This window comes from Ruegeria sp. BB6, from assembly GCF_056539385.1.
This window is the reverse complement of sequence record NZ_JBQFUW010000001.1, coordinates 62,869-78,073: the sequence shown is the minus strand read 5'-3', so window position 1 is coordinate 78,073 and position 15,205 is coordinate 62,869. Positions and strand designations below refer to the sequence as shown.

Genomic DNA, 15,205 nt, shown 5'->3' with positions numbered 1-15,205 from the left:
GCCTCGGCCCCCTTTTTTTGCCCTTTTTGTGCGGTTACGCGGGCAGGTGAATGTTGAACCCTGCGCGGATCTGGGCGTCTAGCAGCGGATCAAACCGGGCTGGTGACGGCATAGACAGGATTTCCTCTTTCCGCGCGGTTGCCTTGTCTATCAAGTCTGGCTTGCCCAGCTCGGCCCATTCTTTGGGTGATGTCCGGTCGCCAAAGGTCGGATAGACATAGTCCGCCTGCATTCGGCTAAGGGTTGCGTCGGTTCCCAGATAGTGGCCGGGTCCGCCCATGCAAACCTCGGCGATCTGATCCAGAGCCAACGTTTCCTCGTTCACCTCAATCCCACGGATACAGCGCTGAACCTGCCCGATAAGATCGTCCCCTAAGATCAGGCTTTCAAAGCAGAATCCCAGAAGGGAAGCGTGCATCCCGGCCGCTTCGTAAACCATGTTAACCCCGGACAGTCCGGCCATGACGTTCGAGCACATTTGCTCCCATCCTGCCTGCATATCAGGAAGTTTTGAATCTGACGCCCCGGCTGCGGCCCCGCCGGGAAGGTCATAGAACTGGTGCATCTGGGCACAGCCCGCGGTCAGAAGGGCCTGTTCACCCGACCCGATGGACATGGCCCCGGTGCGTAGGTCCAAACCGAACGGCCAAGTGCCAAAAACAGCTGGCGCACCGGCGCTTACGGCGTTTACGTAAACCAATCCTGCAAGACATTCCGCCGTAGCTTGCGTGATCGCTCCTGCGATGGTCGAAGGCGCAGTCGCTCCGGCCATTCCTGCGGAAAGAAGAAGAACGGGCATGCCGGCCTTGATGCATTCTTCCATCACTTCGCAGCTTTCGGTGGCGAATTTCATCGGCGGCACGACAAAGCAGTTCGAGTTCGAGACGAACGGGCGTTCGCGCCACTTGTCCTCTCCGCCTGCGATCATGTGCAGCATCTCGACCGCAGGCGCGACATGCGAAGGTTCGGTGAACGATGTGCCGATATGTTTGAACGTGCCCGAACTGGCGGCGTAGATCGTATTCAGGTCCATTTCGAGGTTGTCGGGGATATCACGACACACCATAGGGCGTTGAACAAAATGGATATTATCCAGTTGTTGGCAAATCCGCGCGGCGTCGTGCAGGTCCTGTACGGTCGAGTCGCGATATTCGCGCCCGTGCACATCCACCATGCTGACCGCAGCCCCGGCTGTACCGTAGTGAACCCGAGTGCCCGAGAGATCCAGATCGGTATTGCCGTCACGACTGCACAGGGTAACCGATCGGTTTGCGTTTGCGATGGTGTCTTCAACCAGCGCCCGGGGAAACCGAATGCGGCCATCCTCGCCCAAGGTACAGCCTGCGCCGACCAGATAGTCAATCCCGCTTTGCGGGGCGTCTGCCAAGCCAATCGTTTCCAAGGCAGTCAGCGCTGCCTGATGGATTTGTTCAACCTGAGTCTTGGTCAACGGTTTATAGGTTCCACCCTCAAGCCCCGGACGTATGGGGCGCAAATGATCCGGTAGGGCAGAGGCACGGGCGGCACGGCGCGCGGCACGTCCGCCACTGCGCGAGGTATTACGGGATTGATCGTTCATGTTGAAATTCCGGTAGGTGAGACGTGAAAGGGTACGTGGGTTCACACCCCGGACGGGCGCCCTCGGGCCGCGCGTCCACGGTCCGCGCCTATCGTGCGGCTGACCAGACAGATCTTCCAAACGTCACTTTGCATGCAGGTCCTCACCTTGTGCATGCCAGTCTTTCAATGCGGGCCACAACATTCTGTCCTGTTTGCGACCTGCCGGTTTAAATGCGAAGTAATCTTGGTCTGGTCAGAAAAACACCACGTGCCGGGCCCAAGTATTTCTACCGAATTTTGGGAAATCTGTTATACTTCTGTCACTTATTTAACACCGGTTCGTGATTTCAATTGAAAATTAACCATTGCGGACCAGTTTTATGTCAACGTGATCTGAGTACTCGAAGACTTTGTTGAAAGGTTTTTGGTGAAATATATGAAAGCCCTTTTCGTCCTGATTGTCGCGTTTGTCGTGACCAGTGCTGCCTCGGCAGATGCTGAGGACTGGAGCGGGGCGTATGCCGGGTTCAGTTTCGGATACACGGACGCGGACGGACCGAACGGCGCAAGCGGCAATGATACCAGTTTTGGGCCTCTTGTAGGTTACGACCACGACTTCGGAAACTTCGTTCTTGGCGGCGAACTGGAGTATAACCGACTGTCGCTGAACCTTGGTCAGGGTGAAGGCAGTTTGGATGGTATGACACGGTTGAAACTGCGCGGCGGCTACGATTTTGGACCCGCCCTGGGATATGTCGTGGTTGGTGCGGCCCGAGTGGATTCGACAGTTGAAAACGATACGGCTGCTGTCTACGGCATCGGCGTCGCGTATCCGATTGGTGAGAATTTTGTCATCAGCGGTGAGGCGCTGCGCCAGAACTTTGACGATGTGACCCAGTCCGAAGGGGGGCTGGATTCCAACGTGTTTAACCTGCGGACGACTTTTCGGTTCTGAGAGAGGCTACTCAGCCGCGCGGTGATCTTTCAACTGCGCGGCGAATTCGCAAATTGTCCCCAGTGCCGAGGCAAAACGGTCATCGTCGATTGTCATGGCCACGCGAATATGTCCGGCTGCGGCCTCCCCAAAGCTCTCGCCCGGCATGACCGCGATTGCGTGCGTGTCCAAAAGGGCATTGGCAAAGCCCTCACCGCTCAGGCCCGTGGCTCGAATATCCAGCATCAGGTACATGGCACCCTGCGCAGGAACCAGTCCTACGGTGTTTTGCGCTTCGAGAATTTCGATCGCAAGTGCGCGGCGTCTTTGAAATGGCGCAGCGATTTCGTCTTCAAGGCTGCGGCCTGCTGTCAGGGCAAAGCTGGCAGCATCCTGTATGAACCCGGGAACTCCGTAGGTTGTGTGCGTGGCCAGATTAATCAGATGAGCGATAACGTCTTCCGGGCCGATCACCCAGCCGCAGCGGGAACCCGTCATCGCGTGGGACTTGGACATTGAGCCGACAACCAGCGTCCGCTCGGCCATGTCAGGCAGAGCCCGAGGAGAGATATGCCTGCCTTCCCAAACCTGTGTGTCGTAAACTTCATCCGAAATCAGCCACAGATCGCGCTGTCGGCAAACAGCGGCGATGCCCTCTAGGGTTTGCGGGGAATAGACAACTCCGGTCGGGTTGTTCGGGGTGTTGATCAGCAGCGATACGGCACCATCAGCAGAATTGTCGATCTGTTCGGCGCTGGGTTGAAAGGCTTTGCTGGCCGTGGTTTGCACAGGCCGCGCGATCGCTCCGGCAGCCCTGATCGTGCCGGGATAGGTGGCATAATAGGGATCCAGAAAAAGCCCAACATCTCCGGGATCGCAGACAGCCACATGAGCAGCGAACAAAGCTGCCTGGCCGCCGGGGGTGATCAGGACGTTGTTGCGTGTCGTGGGGACGCCTGTCTGCGCCTGAACACGGGCGGCCACGGTATCACGGAGCAGATCCGTGCCCGGAACCATTGCGTACCCGGTGTGACCTTCACGCGCTGACCTGTGCATTTCGTCCAGTATCGTTGGGTGGGTGAGGATGTCATGCTCACCAATCGTCAGCTCGGTAATGGCGTGGCCCTCGCTGAGCATTCGGCGCGCGCGATAGAACACATCCCATCCATCACCGCCATCTCCGGTCAGGTGAGTGATACGCTGTGAAAGTTGCATGGCGCGCTCCCGTTGGTCTTTTGGGCTGACAGGGCCAGAGGATTTTTCGATTGTCAATCGAATACCAACTGGGACACAGGGGCTTGGCGAATTGGCATCTGCATGGTAGTCACAGGCCTATGAACCGGATGACCTGCATCATTATTTGCTGCATTTCCTGCTGATTTATCAAGCGGGCCGGTTTCTTTCGTTTTCATCCCTGAGACAAGTTGCTAAGCCCGCGCCAACGCGACGAGCAATGCTGCCTTTAGGAGCCGACCGATGACGACGATTAAACTGCACAATACCCGGACGCGGACGAAAGAAGACTTCGTTCCGATCAGTGCCGACAATGTGCGGATGTATGTCTGCGGCCCAACGGTTTATGACCGCGCCCATCTGGGCAATGCGCGGCCCGTGGTGGCGTTCGATGTGCTCTACCGGTTGCTGCGGCACACTTACGGCGTGGATCACGTGACCTATGTGCGGAATTTCACTGACGTCGATGACAAGATCAACGCGACTGCTCTGGCGCGACAAAAGGCCGGGGCGCAAGGTACGTTAGAGCAGTTGGTGCAGGAACGCTCGGACGAGACGATAGGCTGGTATCTTCATGACATGGGCGCTTTGGGCGCGCTTGAACCGAACGAAATGCCGCGAGCAACCCAGTATATCGCGCAGATGATTGCGATGATCGAAGGGCTTATCGACAAGGGGCATGCCTATGCTGCTGAAGGGCACGTTCTGTTTGCTGTCGACAGCTGGAAGGAACACTATGGCGCGCTGTCGGGGCGTTCGGTCGACGATATGATCGCGGGTGCACGGGTCGAGGTTGCTCCGTACAAGAAGAACCCGATGGACTTTGTGTTGTGGAAACCTTCGACTGACGAACTGCCAGGCTGGGACTCACCTTGGGGGCGTGGGCGTCCAGGGTGGCATATCGAGTGCTCGGCCATGAGTTACGAATTGCTGGGTGAGAGCTTTGATATCCACGGCGGTGGCAATGACCTGATGTTCCCGCATCATGAGAATGAGATCGCGCAAAGCTGCTGCGCCCATCCCGAGGGCGAGTTCGCGCGGGTCTGGCTGCATAATGAGATGCTGCAGGTCGAGGGCAAGAAGATGTCCAAGTCACTGGGCAATTTCTTCACGGTTCATGACTTGCTGGAACAGGGAGTGCCGGGCGAAGTGATCCGGTTCGTGTTCCTTCAGACCCACTATCGCAAGCCGATGGACTGGACCGAGAAGAAAGCGCACGAGGCCGAAGCAACGCTGCGCAAGTGGCGGGCGCTGACTGCGGGCATCGAGCCCGCCGACAGCGCGGCACCCTCGGTGATCGCAGCGCTGAGTGATGATCTGAACACTGCGGGTGCGCTTGCAGAACTCTACCGGTTGGCCTCGGACGGAGACGCGGCAGGGCTGTTGGCCAGCGCGCGGCTGTTGGGGCTTTTGACGCCGGAAATGGGCGCGTGGGCAGACACTGCTTCCATTGATCTCGCGGCACATGCGGACCGATTGGCAGAAGCGCGGACAGTTGCAATGCAGAGCAAGGATTTTACGGAGGTCGACCGTCTCAAGGCAGCTTATATCGCTGCAGGTCTTGAAGTGCGTATGAGCAAGCAGGGGGTCGAGCTTGTCCCAGGTGCAGGTTTCGATGCCGCCAAGTTGGAGGGCCTGTGATGTCCAAGGAACGGTTGTACCTATACGACACGACCCTACGAGATGGGCAACAGACGCAAGGCGTGCAGTTTTCGACCGCCGAAAAGGTACAGATCGCCAAAGCTCTGGACGAATTGGGAGTGGACTATATCGAAGGTGGTTGGCCCGGGGCCAACCCGACCGATAGTGCTTTTTTTGACTCTGCCCCCAAGATAACTGCTCAACTGACCGCATTTGGAATGACCAAACGGTCGGGGCGATCGGCCGAGAATGATGACGTGCTGGCCGCGGTCATGAATGCAGGTACGCAAGCGGTTTGTCTGGTCGGCAAATCGCATGACTATCATGTCACGCACGCTCTGGGCATCTCGCTTGAGGAGAATGTCGAGAATGTCCGCGCCTCGGTCGCGCATATTGTGGGGCAGGGGCGTGAGGCGCTGTTCGATGCCGAGCATTTCTTTGATGGATACAAGGACAATCCTGAGTATGCGGTTGAAGTGTGCCGAGCGGCGCTGGACGCCGGGGCGCGGTGGGTCGTGTTGTGCGATACAAACGGCGGCGCGTTGCCGTCCGAAGTGTCGCGGATCGTTTCACAGGTCATCGCGGCGGGTCTTCCCGGAGACAGCCTTGGTATTCACACTCACAACGATACTGAAAACGCTGTGGCCTGTTCCCTTGCTGCAGTGGACGCGGGCGCACGGCAGATTCAAGGAACACTGAACGGTTTGGGTGAACGATGCGGGAACGCCAACTTGACCGCGCTGATCCCGACTTTGCTACTGAAGGAACCGTATGCATCTCAGTTCGAGATTGGCGTCAGCATGCATGCTTTGGCCGGTCTGACTCGGGTCAGCCGGATGCTGGACGACATTCTGAACCGCGTGCCAAGCAAACAGTCGGCCTATGTGGGGGCATCGGCTTTTGCTCACAAGGCGGGGCTGCACGCAAGCGCAATCCTGAAAGATCCGTCCACTTACGAGCATGTCGACCCGGCAGCTGTCGGGAACGCTCGGATTATCCCGATGTCGAACCAGGCGGGGCAATCGAATCTGAGGAAACGTCTGACCGAGGCTGGCTTGACCGTCGAAGCCGGTGACCCGGCGTTGGGGCGAATCCTGGATCGGATCAAGCTGCGCGAGGCGGATGGATATTCCTACGACACGGCGCAGGCGAGTTTTGAACTTCTGGCGCGCGAGGAACTGGGCCAACTGCCCGAGTTCTTTGAAGTGAAGCGATACAAAGTCACCGTCGAACGGCGGAAAAACAAGTACAACAAGATGGTCAGCTTGTCCGAGGCGGTTGTGGTCGTAAAAGTCGATGGTGAAAAGAAGCTGTCGGTCAGCGAGTCCCTTGACGATGACGGCAGTGATCGCGGCCCAGTAAATGCTCTGGCCAAGGCGCTGGCAAAAGACCTTGGCCGCTATTCACGCATTTTGGATGATATGCATTTGGTGGATTTCAAGGTGCGTATTACACAAGGCGGAACCGAGGCGGTCACGCGCGTTATCATCGACAGCGAGGACGGGCAGGGGCGGCGCTGGTCCACTGTTGGCGTCAGTGCGAACATAGTAGACGCATCCTTTGAAGCACTGTTGGATGCGATTCAGTGGAAACTTGTGCGCGATTGCGGCTCGCAGGCAGCGGTGGCCGAGTGACGGTCCAGTTCGACGACGACGCTAAAGCGTGCGCCGCTTTGGTGCATCGGGTTGATCCCGACAGGTTCATTGCGGCTATGGCCGCGCCGGTCGAAGCGCGCGCGGTGTTGTTTCCAATTTATGCAATGAACGTAGAAGTTGCCCGTGCGCCTTGGGTCACGCACGAGCCGATGATTGCCGAAATGCGCCTTCAGTGGTGGCGTGACGCGTTGCAGGAGATCGCAGAAGGGCAACCAGTGCGCAGGCACGAGGTGGTCACGCCGCTGTCACGCGTGCTTTCCCCTCATTTGGCGGGGGTTTTGGATGAATATATCTCTGTAAGGCGTTGGGATATATACCGTGATCCTTTTGAAGATGCAGCGCATTTTGAATCCTACCTCAATCACAGTGCCGGATCGTTGATTGTTGCATCTGCGCAGGCGCTGGGGTCAGCAGATGAGCAGGTGCTGCGCGACTTTGGCTACGGCCTGGGGGTTGCGAACTGGCTGCGGGCGATCCCTGATCTAGAGGCGCGCGGGCGTATTCCGTTGTTGGACGGCACGCCTGATGGCGTTCGGGCGTTGGCGCAGGAAGGACTGGACCGTATCGCGCGTGCCCGTTCTGCCCGTGCGACCATTTCCGAACAGGCCCGACCCGCGCTTTATGCCGGTTGGCAGGCAGAGTGGGTTTTGCGTCGTGCTGTTGCAAGGCCCGACCGGGTGGCCGCCGGTGCCTTGTCGCAGGGAGAAGTTCGGAGACGGTTGTCGTTGATGTGGACCGCAGCCAGTGGCCGCTGGTAGGCGGCTCAGGCTCTTTCAGGTTCGGCCGGTTTCAAGACCAGCCACAGCAGCGCGCCTCCAGCCAGTGTAAGCAGTGGGATCATGGCCAGGTTGACCGCTGTCCATCCCTCGACCGGTGATCCGCCCGAGCAGTTCATCAGGCCGCCCGAGGACAAGGAAGCAAGCGTTACGCCTCCGAACACCAGAAGGTCATTGAGACCCTGCATCCGACCACGCTCATTCACATCGTGAGAAGCGGCCAGCATGGTTGTGGCGCCGATAAACCCAAAGTTCCAGCCGATGCCCAATAGGATCAGGGCAATGAAGAAATTCTCAAGCTCGACACCCTGCAAGGCGACAACGCCTGCGCCAGCCAGAATAGCCAAGCCGAGCGCGACAATCTTTTCGACCCCAAATCGCGCGATAAGCTGGCCGGTAAAAAAGCTGGGGATATACATGGCCAGAACGTGGCCCGTCACGACATCGGCCGCATCATTGGCCGTGTAACCGCAACCAACGACCGCCAGAGGCGTCGAGGTCATTACAAGGTTCATCAGCGCATAAGACACCATCGCGCAAATGATCGCGACTGCGATGCGCGGGGTTTTCAGCATCTCAAGGCGGGTTCGGCCCTTGGGTACGCCTTCCTCGGCCTTGGGGGGTGTGGGGATGTCCAGAAAGAAGAAAAGCGCCGAGCCAACAATATTTACTGCAATCACCGCCAGATAGGTGCCCAGAAATGGAACGACGTACGCGGTCGAAGTGAGCTTGACGATCTGGGGGCCGATAATCGCTGCTGCCAAGCCACCGGCCATCACATACGAAATCGCCTTGGGTCGGAATTCTTCAGAGGCCGTGTCTGCCGCGGCAAAGCGATAAAACCCATGAGCGCTCATGTAGATGCCGGTGAGAAGACTGCCTACCAAAAACACCGGGAATGACCCGAGGTACAGGCCATATGCGCCGACCAACCCGCCGCAAGCACCGGCTGTCGCGCCAACAAGAAACCCTGCGCGCCGTCCCCAACGTTGCATGATCGCCGAGATCGGCGTCGCAGCAAGCATGGACCCAAGCACGATCAGCGAGATCGGCAGCGTCGCGAGGCAGGCATTGGTCGCCAGCGATTGCCCGGCCAGCCCGCCAACGATAAAGATCATCGGCATCTGCGAGCCCAGCAAGGCTTGGGCTGCAACCAGCACGGCGACGTTTCGCTTGGCCCGGCTGTCGTTTGGAGTGGCGGCGGTCATTGTCATGCGCCTATGCGTATCCGCGAAAAGCGCAGCGTACAAGCGGGTTGCATATGCGGCAAAGCGGCCTAACGTGCTCGTGATTTAACTACCCGGAGTGCGCATGTCCGTCGGACGTATCATCGAAACATCGGACTGTGTCGCTGAAGGGGCCGAGTGGCTTGCCGCTGCGTGTCCGCGCATGGCCTATGCGATGGATCAGACCGGGCCATTGCCGCTGCGCCGACGCCCGGACGGATTCGCGCAACTTCTAAGTGCGATCGTCAGCCAGCAGGTCAGCGTAGCCTCGGCCAACGCGATTTGGAAACGCTTGCAGGACGCAAAGCTGACCGGGCCGCGCAAGATCATGTGGGCGACGGATGATGATTTGCGCGCTGCGGGGCTGAGCCGCCAGAAAATCCGCTATGCCCGCGCGCTGGCCGAGACGCGCATTGATTACAAGGCGTTACGTGATTTACCTGACGCGGATGTGGTCTCGATTTTGACCGAGGTTTCGGGTATCGGCGTATGGACGGCCGAAATCTACGCGATGTTCTCACTGGGGCGCGCTGACGTTATCGCGCCGGGCGATCTGGCCTTGCAAGAGGCCGCGCGTATTCTCTATGGCCTGCCAAAGCGCCCAACGGACAAAGAATTGCGAAAGATGGCCGAGGCGTGGTCGCCTTGGCGGTCGGTTGCGGCTCGGGTGCTGTGGGCCTATTACCGGGTGGCAAAGGAACGAGAAGGGATCAGATGACACGAGTTTTGAATGCGCTCCGAAAAGAGCCGGTTTCGGGCGATACACGCTCGGTCGTTGTGTTTGTGCATGGCTATGGTGCCAACGGCGCGGACTTGCTGGGTATTGCGGATGTTCTGGGCGAGCACCTGCCGGACACTCTGTTTGTGTCCCCTGACGCACCGGAACAAATTCCGGGGATGCCAAATGGTTACCAGTGGTTCCCGATTCCCTGGATCGACGGTTCGTCCGAAGAAGAAGCGCGTCGTGGCATGGAAATGGCCTTTGAAGACTTCAATGCCTTTTTGGACGCCCTGATGGTCGATGAGGATGTCCTGCCGGAACAGGTAGTCCTTTTCGGCTTTTCGCAAGGCACGATGATGAGCTTGCATGTCGCCCCACGCCGCGAAGATCCAGTGGCGGGGGTTGTCGCCTTTTCCGGGCGGCTGCTGGAGCCGGACCTGCTGCCGGATGAAACTGTCAGCCGAATGCCCATCCTGCTTGTTCATGGCGATGCGGATGATGTGGTCCCGCCACAATCCTTGCCCGAAGCGGCCGAGGCGCTTCAGGCCGCCGATTTCAAAGAGGTCTATGCCCATGTCATGAAAGGCACCGGGCACGGTATCGCGCCCGACGGACTCAGCGTCGCGTTGGCTTTCATGCGCGACAAGCTGAGCCTTTGAGCGGCGCTGTCTTTTCGGCGTGTCGGGGGGGCGGCAAAAGCTGTCCGTGTCCTTTCCCCCGGCCGTTCGTATCGGCCGGGCGGAATGGACTTTGAGAGGGTACTAAACCCAGATGGAGGTGGGAATGCTCGTGGTAACGGGAACGGTTGAGGTCGCGCCGGAAGGCGTTGAAAAAGCAGCCAAAGCTGCGCAAGAGATGGTGGCTGAAACGGTAAAGGAAGAAGGTTGTATCACCTACGAATTCAGTCAAATCCTGGGCCACGCAAACCGGTTCCGCGTCTATGAAGAATGGGAAAGTCAGGCCGCGCTTGAGGCGCATTTTTCTGCCCCTCACATGGCCACGTTCCGGGCAGCGCTAGCCGAAGCGGGAGTAGTCTCCAGCAATATTTGCCGCATCGTTGGGGGCGAAAAGCAGCCCCTTCGCTGAACTCAGCCCCATAGGTGAGGTTCGGCGAATTCCACCGAGTTTCCAGCCGGGTCGCGCACATAGAGTGAGTGCGCGCCGTTCGGCCAGTCGAACTCGGCCTCAATGGGCACGTTCCAGTCCAGCAGATGTTTACGCATCACGTTTATCTGGGCGCGTGGCATAGAGAGGCAAACATGCCCAGGCCCGCGTGCGCCATGAGGCGGGACGGGCAGGTCCGGGTTCATAGGCGGTTTCTCGGTTTCATCCGCGTTGAAAATCAGCAAAACCGATGCGCCCAGGCGGTAGAAAACGTGGCGGTCGGTGACGCGTTGAATTTTCTCCAGCCCCAAAATCTCGCCATAGAACCGTTCTGCCGAATCCAGATCATCGACGTAAAGAGCGGCCTCCAGAACACCTTGTGCTGTTGGTATGTCTGGTGTGACTTTCATGGCGTAAGCCTATCACAAAACGCGGTTTTTGTCACCGGCGCGGGCGGCGATCCCGTTTGCGCTGGGGCGCGGTACTGATTGCTGGTGCAGGCAGGCTGTCCCAACGGCCCGGTTCCAGCCCCTCAAGCGTCCAATCTCCGATGCGGGCACGGATCAGGCGTAGGGTTGGATGGCCAACAGCGGCCGTCATCCGCCGGACCTGCCGGTTTTTGCCTTCGCGCAGGGTCAGTTCAATCCAGCAATCAGGCACTGTCTGTCGCACCCGGATCGGGGGCGTGCGCGGCCACAGCCCGTCAGGCTCATCCATCAGTCGCGCCTTGGCAGGGCGGGTCACACCGTCCTTCAGTTCGACCCCATCCCTCAGCGCCTTCAGCGCGGCTGCATCGGGCAGACCTTCAACCTGAACCCAATAGGTTTTTGGCATCTTGTGCTGCGGGTCGGATATTTGTGCCTGTAAACGGCCATTGTCGGTCAGCAGCATGAGCCCCTCACTATCGCGATCCAATCGCCCTGCGGGATAAACGCCGGGTAGGTCGATAAAATCCGACAAGGTACTGCGTGGCGAATCCGCATTGGCGCGATCGGTGAATTGCGGCAACACGTCGAAAGGTTTGTTAAAGCGGATGAACCAGGACATGGTTCACGCCATAGCCCGAGCGACACAGGCAAGGCAACCTGTGGATAACTGTCACTTGCCTGTTACTTAGGCAGCTTACCCAATACCCGAGATATTGTGGATACTCAGGGCTTGTCAGAGATTTAACACGATATATAGTTGAGTTAAGGCCGGGGCGGGTGTTCCCCGCTCTGATGTCAAAAATGGGCAGAGCAGAGCGAGGAGCGATTCTGATATGGACGGAGATTTCAGGACCGAATTTGTCAGGGAACCCGGTGCGCTAAAGCATCATCCGGCATTGGTTTTGAACGCCGATTACCGCCCCTTGTCCTATTACCCACTGTCTTTGTGGCCCTGGCAGGAGGCGATCAAGGCGGCCTGGCTGGACCGGGTGGACATCGTCGCTGAATATGACGAGGTCGTGAGAAGCCCCAGTACCGAGATCCGAATACCCTCGGTCGTTGTCCTGAAAGATTATGTAAAACCCAGAAAGCGCGTGGCCTTCACGCGCTTTAATTTATTTTTGAGGGATGAATTCCGGTGCCAATATTGTGGCGGGCGCGGGGACCTGACATTTGACCATGTCGTCCCCCGAGCGGCGGGTGGCGTGACAAGCTGGCAAAACGTTGTGGCGGCGTGCAGTCCCTGCAACTTGAAGAAGGGCTCAAAATCATTGCGGCAGGCCGGGATGAATTTGCGCAAGCCCCCGCGCCAACCGGACGCCGAAGCGCTTCGCAATATCGGTCGGAAATTCCCCCCAAACCACCTGCATGATAGTTGGATCGATTTTCTGTACTGGGATGCAGAACTGGACGAGTTTTAACGGCTGGCGCGCCACGCCGCGAGCCAGACCAGAACCAAACCTGCCGAAAGAGCTGCGTTCCAACCAGCCATGGACAGGCCAAGAAACTCCCACGGGATGTCGTCACAGCGTACAAGAGGCGCTGACATGATCTGGTTCATCAGCTCTTGCGTCGACAGGCCACCAATGTCACCCGAACTGCAGCTTGACGGACCTTCCCACCATTTTTGTTCGACGCCTGCGTGAAAGACTCCGATTGCGGCAGTCGTCATCGCGGCAAGTGCGCCGATCACTGGCAGCAAAGTGTTGCGCGGCAGAGCCAAAGCCAAAGCGCCAATCAGAATCGCCACCCCATGCGGGTAACGCTGCCAAACGCACAATTTGCACGGCGGCATCCCTCCGATGTGCTGAAAGCCCCAAGCTCCGAGCAAAAGCGCGACGGATCCGCCGGTTGCAACCAGCAAAAGCAAACTTCTGCGTGTCATAGGTATCTCACCGCAAGGAAACCGCCGAAAAGAAGGATGATGAACAGGGTGAACATAAGCCCGAGACGCTTTTCGATAAAGGCTCTGATTGGTTCACCGAAGCCCCAAAGCAGACCCGCGACGACGAAGAACCGCAAGGCCCGAGCCAGAATCGAGGTCGCAATGAACGTACCCAAAGGCATGCCGGTCCAACCGGACATGATCGTAATCACCTTGTAAGGGAAAGGGGTGACGCCCGCACCGAGAACGGCCCAGAAGCCGAAATCGTTGAAGCGCGTATTGAATTCTTCCATCGCGTGCGCTTTGCCCATCGATTCAAGAATGGGTTGGCCTACGCTTTCATAGAAGAACGCACCAATGGCATAACCCAAAAGCCCACCCAGTACCGAGGCAACCAAAGCGACACTTGCGATCAGCCACGCGCGCGACGGCCGCGCGAGGATCATGGGAATCATGAGAACGTCAGGCGGAATCGGAAAAAAAGAGCTTTCGATGAAAGCTACAACAGCGAGCGCCCACAGCGCGTGCGGATGTTCTGCCAGACGGATGGTCCAGTCATAAAGCGATCGCAACATTCGGTGCTAAAATCCTGTTATTCTGTTGGTTAAGCCAAACCACGGGCCAGATGCAGCGTCAACCTGCACGGTGAAAACAATCTGGGTCTAGGTTGTTTTTTGCCTCTGGACCTTCCTGCTCATGAGCGATAATCCAATGAACGTGGCCCAAGTGGCGGAATGGTAGACGCAGGGGATTCAAAATCCCCCGGTAGTGATACCGTGCCGGTTCGAGTCCGGCCTTGGGTACCATAGTAAAAACAGAGGGTTAGGGTAACTTTCTCTCTGTTTTTTCTTTTAAAGTCGATCTCCCGGTACTCGTTCGGTACTCACGTGGTACTTATTTCGTTCTCACTTGCGCGACCGCATCCGAACAACCTTGTTCGCAGATTCGGATCTATTGCGCGCATACCGATCTGCTGTGCTGATCTGGGTGTGCTAGGCGCGGCGATACAGTCTCCATTCCAGATCAAGCGACGGATAGCGGATTTTTGCGTCGGGGCGCAGCATTCTCAATGGCTTGGCAGGTATCTTGCTTCCGAGAACATGCTCCAGCAGCGAGGCGGCGTGGCCTGCGGAAATGTACTTCTTGGGCCTGCCGCTTTCGACCGGAGAAAACGAGTGGCGGCCCATCAGCGTATCAAGCCCAGATCGGGAAAACCAATGCAGGACGCTCGGTGGTGAATATTCGTGCCAGTACCTACCCATCGCTCGCGCGATCCAGCTGTCCAGGCGCCAGTATTCTACCACGCAGATGCCACCCGGTCGCGTCAAGTCGGCAACCGTTTGCATGGCTTTCGTCAAGTCGTGAAAGTGCCCAATAACTTGAATCAGGCTAACGGCATCAAAGGGTTCCAACCCTTGAAGATCTTCGAGGCTGCCTAGCAAACTGTTTAGACCAAGGGTTTCCCGAGCGTGAGACACCATTGTCTGATTAGGGTCCAGACCTGTGGTCACCCAGCCTGTATCTTCCAGCCCAGCTTGAAGGAATCCTGCGGCGCTGCCGACCTCAAGAATTCGGCCGGTTTTTGAATGGCGGGACAAAAGTTTCCCATAGCGCCGGCCTTGGTCTCGCAGCAATTCAGCCTCGCTTAGGTAGTCAGAATAACCAGCGCCGCCCCCGAAAAAATAGCTGTCATCATAAACTGAGGCAACGTGGTCGTTGCCAAACAAACCAGCAACCGAGCGGTTTCCACATGCCGCGCATTTCATAATTGAATATCCATTTTTGGCGAACGCCAATTTGGATCTATTTTCGCAGACCGGGCAAATCGCGCTGTGGCCTGATCTCAATTCTCCTGCATATTTCACTCGGAAAATCCCGCCGTAATTTTTCAAAATAGATGTGATATGTGTCGCAAATCTTTTCGTGGTCGTCAAAATTTATGGTGAATGGCTCCGATACTTTTCTTTGCGACTGTCGCGCATGTCGTACTTAACTAGAATGCAATAGCAGCTTTTTTAGCGAAGGTTTTGAGGGGTATTTAG

Annotated in this window: 16 protein-coding genes and 1 tRNA gene; 9 read left to right on the top strand and 8 right to left on the bottom strand. The window is 57.6% G+C overall.

Translation table 11 applies throughout. The features are described from left to right. Positions 1-34 precede the first annotated feature (34 nt). Positions 35-1,579, bottom strand: coding sequence for a trimethylamine methyltransferase family protein (locus ACR0B7_RS00380; protein ID WP_170481840.1), 1,545 nt, complete (start codon positions 1,577-1,579; stop codon positions 35-37). Between the two features lie 417 nt (positions 1,580-1,996). Between ACR0B7_RS00380 and ACR0B7_RS00375 the strand changes: the two genes are divergently transcribed. Next, positions 1,997-2,515 (top strand): outer membrane beta-barrel protein, encoded by a 519-nt coding sequence (locus ACR0B7_RS00375; RefSeq protein WP_170481844.1) that lies wholly within the window; start codon positions 1,997-1,999, stop codon positions 2,513-2,515. Between the two features lie 6 nt (positions 2,516-2,521). Here the strand turns inward: ACR0B7_RS00375 and ACR0B7_RS00370 are convergent, their stop codons facing one another. Beyond that, entirely contained in the window at positions 2,522-3,709 is a 1,188-nt protein-coding gene (locus tag ACR0B7_RS00370; RefSeq protein WP_170569502.1) for a pyridoxal phosphate-dependent aminotransferase, read from the bottom strand. Positions 3,710-3,970: 261 nt separating this feature from the next. Here ACR0B7_RS00370 and cysS point away from each other — a divergent pair, with 261 nt between their 5' ends. The 3 genes from cysS to ACR0B7_RS00355 are packed head-to-tail and all read left to right on the top strand — an operon-like array spanning position 3,971 to position 7,781. After that, positions 3,971-5,368, top strand: a complete 1,398-nt coding sequence (gene cysS / locus ACR0B7_RS00365) for a cysteine--tRNA ligase (RefSeq protein ID WP_170481850.1) — start codon at positions 3,971-3,973, stop codon at positions 5,366-5,368. Next, on the top strand, positions 5,368-7,002 hold the full coding sequence (cimA, locus tag ACR0B7_RS00360) for a citramalate synthase (protein ID WP_170481854.1): 1,635 nt from the start codon (positions 5,368-5,370) through the stop codon (positions 7,000-7,002). The genes cysS and cimA overlap by 1 nt, the downstream gene beginning before the upstream one ends. Continuing rightward, complete coding sequence (locus ACR0B7_RS00355) at positions 6,999-7,781, top strand: squalene/phytoene synthase family protein (protein WP_170481860.1); 783 nt, start codon at positions 6,999-7,001, stop codon at positions 7,779-7,781. Before cimA ends, ACR0B7_RS00355 begins: the two co-directional genes overlap by 4 nt. Before the next feature lie 5 nt (positions 7,782-7,786). Here ACR0B7_RS00355 and ACR0B7_RS00350 read toward each other — a convergent pair whose 3' ends face one another. Next, on the bottom strand, positions 7,787-9,013 hold the full coding sequence (locus ACR0B7_RS00350) for an MFS transporter (RefSeq protein WP_170481864.1): 1,227 nt from the start codon (positions 9,011-9,013) through the stop codon (positions 7,787-7,789). A 97-nt stretch (positions 9,014-9,110) separates the two neighbouring features. Between ACR0B7_RS00350 and ACR0B7_RS00345 the strand changes: the two genes are divergently transcribed. The 3 genes from ACR0B7_RS00345 to ACR0B7_RS00335 all read left to right on the top strand — a co-directional run bounded on the left by ACR0B7_RS00345 (position 9,111) and on the right by ACR0B7_RS00335 (position 10,832). Further along, entirely contained in the window at positions 9,111-9,743 is a 633-nt protein-coding gene (locus ACR0B7_RS00345; RefSeq protein WP_170481867.1) for a DNA-3-methyladenine glycosylase 2 family protein, read from the top strand. Then, entirely contained in the window at positions 9,740-10,405 is a 666-nt protein-coding gene (locus ACR0B7_RS00340) for an alpha/beta fold hydrolase (RefSeq protein WP_170383219.1), read from the top strand. The genes ACR0B7_RS00345 and ACR0B7_RS00340 overlap by 4 nt, the downstream gene beginning before the upstream one ends. Positions 10,406-10,529: 124 nt before the next feature. Next, positions 10,530-10,832 (top strand): putative quinol monooxygenase, encoded by a 303-nt coding sequence (locus tag ACR0B7_RS00335; protein ID WP_170481870.1) that lies wholly within the window; start codon positions 10,530-10,532, stop codon positions 10,830-10,832. Between the two features lie 2 nt (positions 10,833-10,834). Here ACR0B7_RS00335 and ACR0B7_RS00330 read toward each other — a convergent pair whose 3' ends face one another. Continuing rightward, positions 10,835-11,260 carry a VOC family protein gene (locus tag ACR0B7_RS00330; protein WP_170413221.1) on the bottom strand — a complete coding sequence of 142 codons (426 nt, stop codon included), beginning with the start codon at positions 11,258-11,260 and terminating at the stop codon, positions 10,835-10,837. Between the two features lie 31 nt (positions 11,261-11,291). Further along, complete coding sequence (locus ACR0B7_RS00325; protein WP_170481873.1) at positions 11,292-11,897, bottom strand: pseudouridine synthase; 606 nt, start codon at positions 11,895-11,897, stop codon at positions 11,292-11,294. A 214-nt stretch (positions 11,898-12,111) separates the two neighbouring features. Between ACR0B7_RS00325 and ACR0B7_RS00320 the strand changes: the two genes are divergently transcribed. Beyond that, entirely contained in the window at positions 12,112-12,699 is a 588-nt protein-coding gene (locus tag ACR0B7_RS00320) for an HNH endonuclease (protein ID WP_170383227.1), read from the top strand. On the opposite strand, the gene ACR0B7_RS00315 is transcribed toward ACR0B7_RS00320, so the two are convergent. Beyond that, entirely contained in the window at positions 12,696-13,163 is a 468-nt protein-coding gene (locus ACR0B7_RS00315; protein ID WP_170481876.1) for a disulfide bond formation protein B, read from the bottom strand. The two genes, ACR0B7_RS00320 and ACR0B7_RS00315, sit on opposite strands and share 4 nt — an antisense overlap. Beyond that, the gene (locus tag ACR0B7_RS00310; RefSeq protein WP_170481879.1) at positions 13,160-13,738 is read right to left on the bottom strand and encodes a YqaA family protein; all 579 of its coding nucleotides are present in this window, start codon (positions 13,736-13,738) and stop codon (positions 13,160-13,162) included. The genes ACR0B7_RS00315 and ACR0B7_RS00310 overlap by 4 nt, the downstream gene beginning before the upstream one ends. 145 nt (positions 13,739-13,883) lie before the next feature. Here ACR0B7_RS00310 and ACR0B7_RS00305 point away from each other — a divergent pair. Further along, a tRNA-Leu gene (locus tag ACR0B7_RS00305) sits at positions 13,884-13,969 on the top strand. Between the two features lie 186 nt (positions 13,970-14,155). Here the strand turns inward: ACR0B7_RS00305 and ACR0B7_RS00300 are convergent. Continuing rightward, entirely contained in the window at positions 14,156-14,929 is a 774-nt protein-coding gene (locus ACR0B7_RS00300) for a class I SAM-dependent methyltransferase (protein WP_170481882.1), read from the bottom strand. Positions 14,930-15,205: the final 276 nt, after the last annotated feature.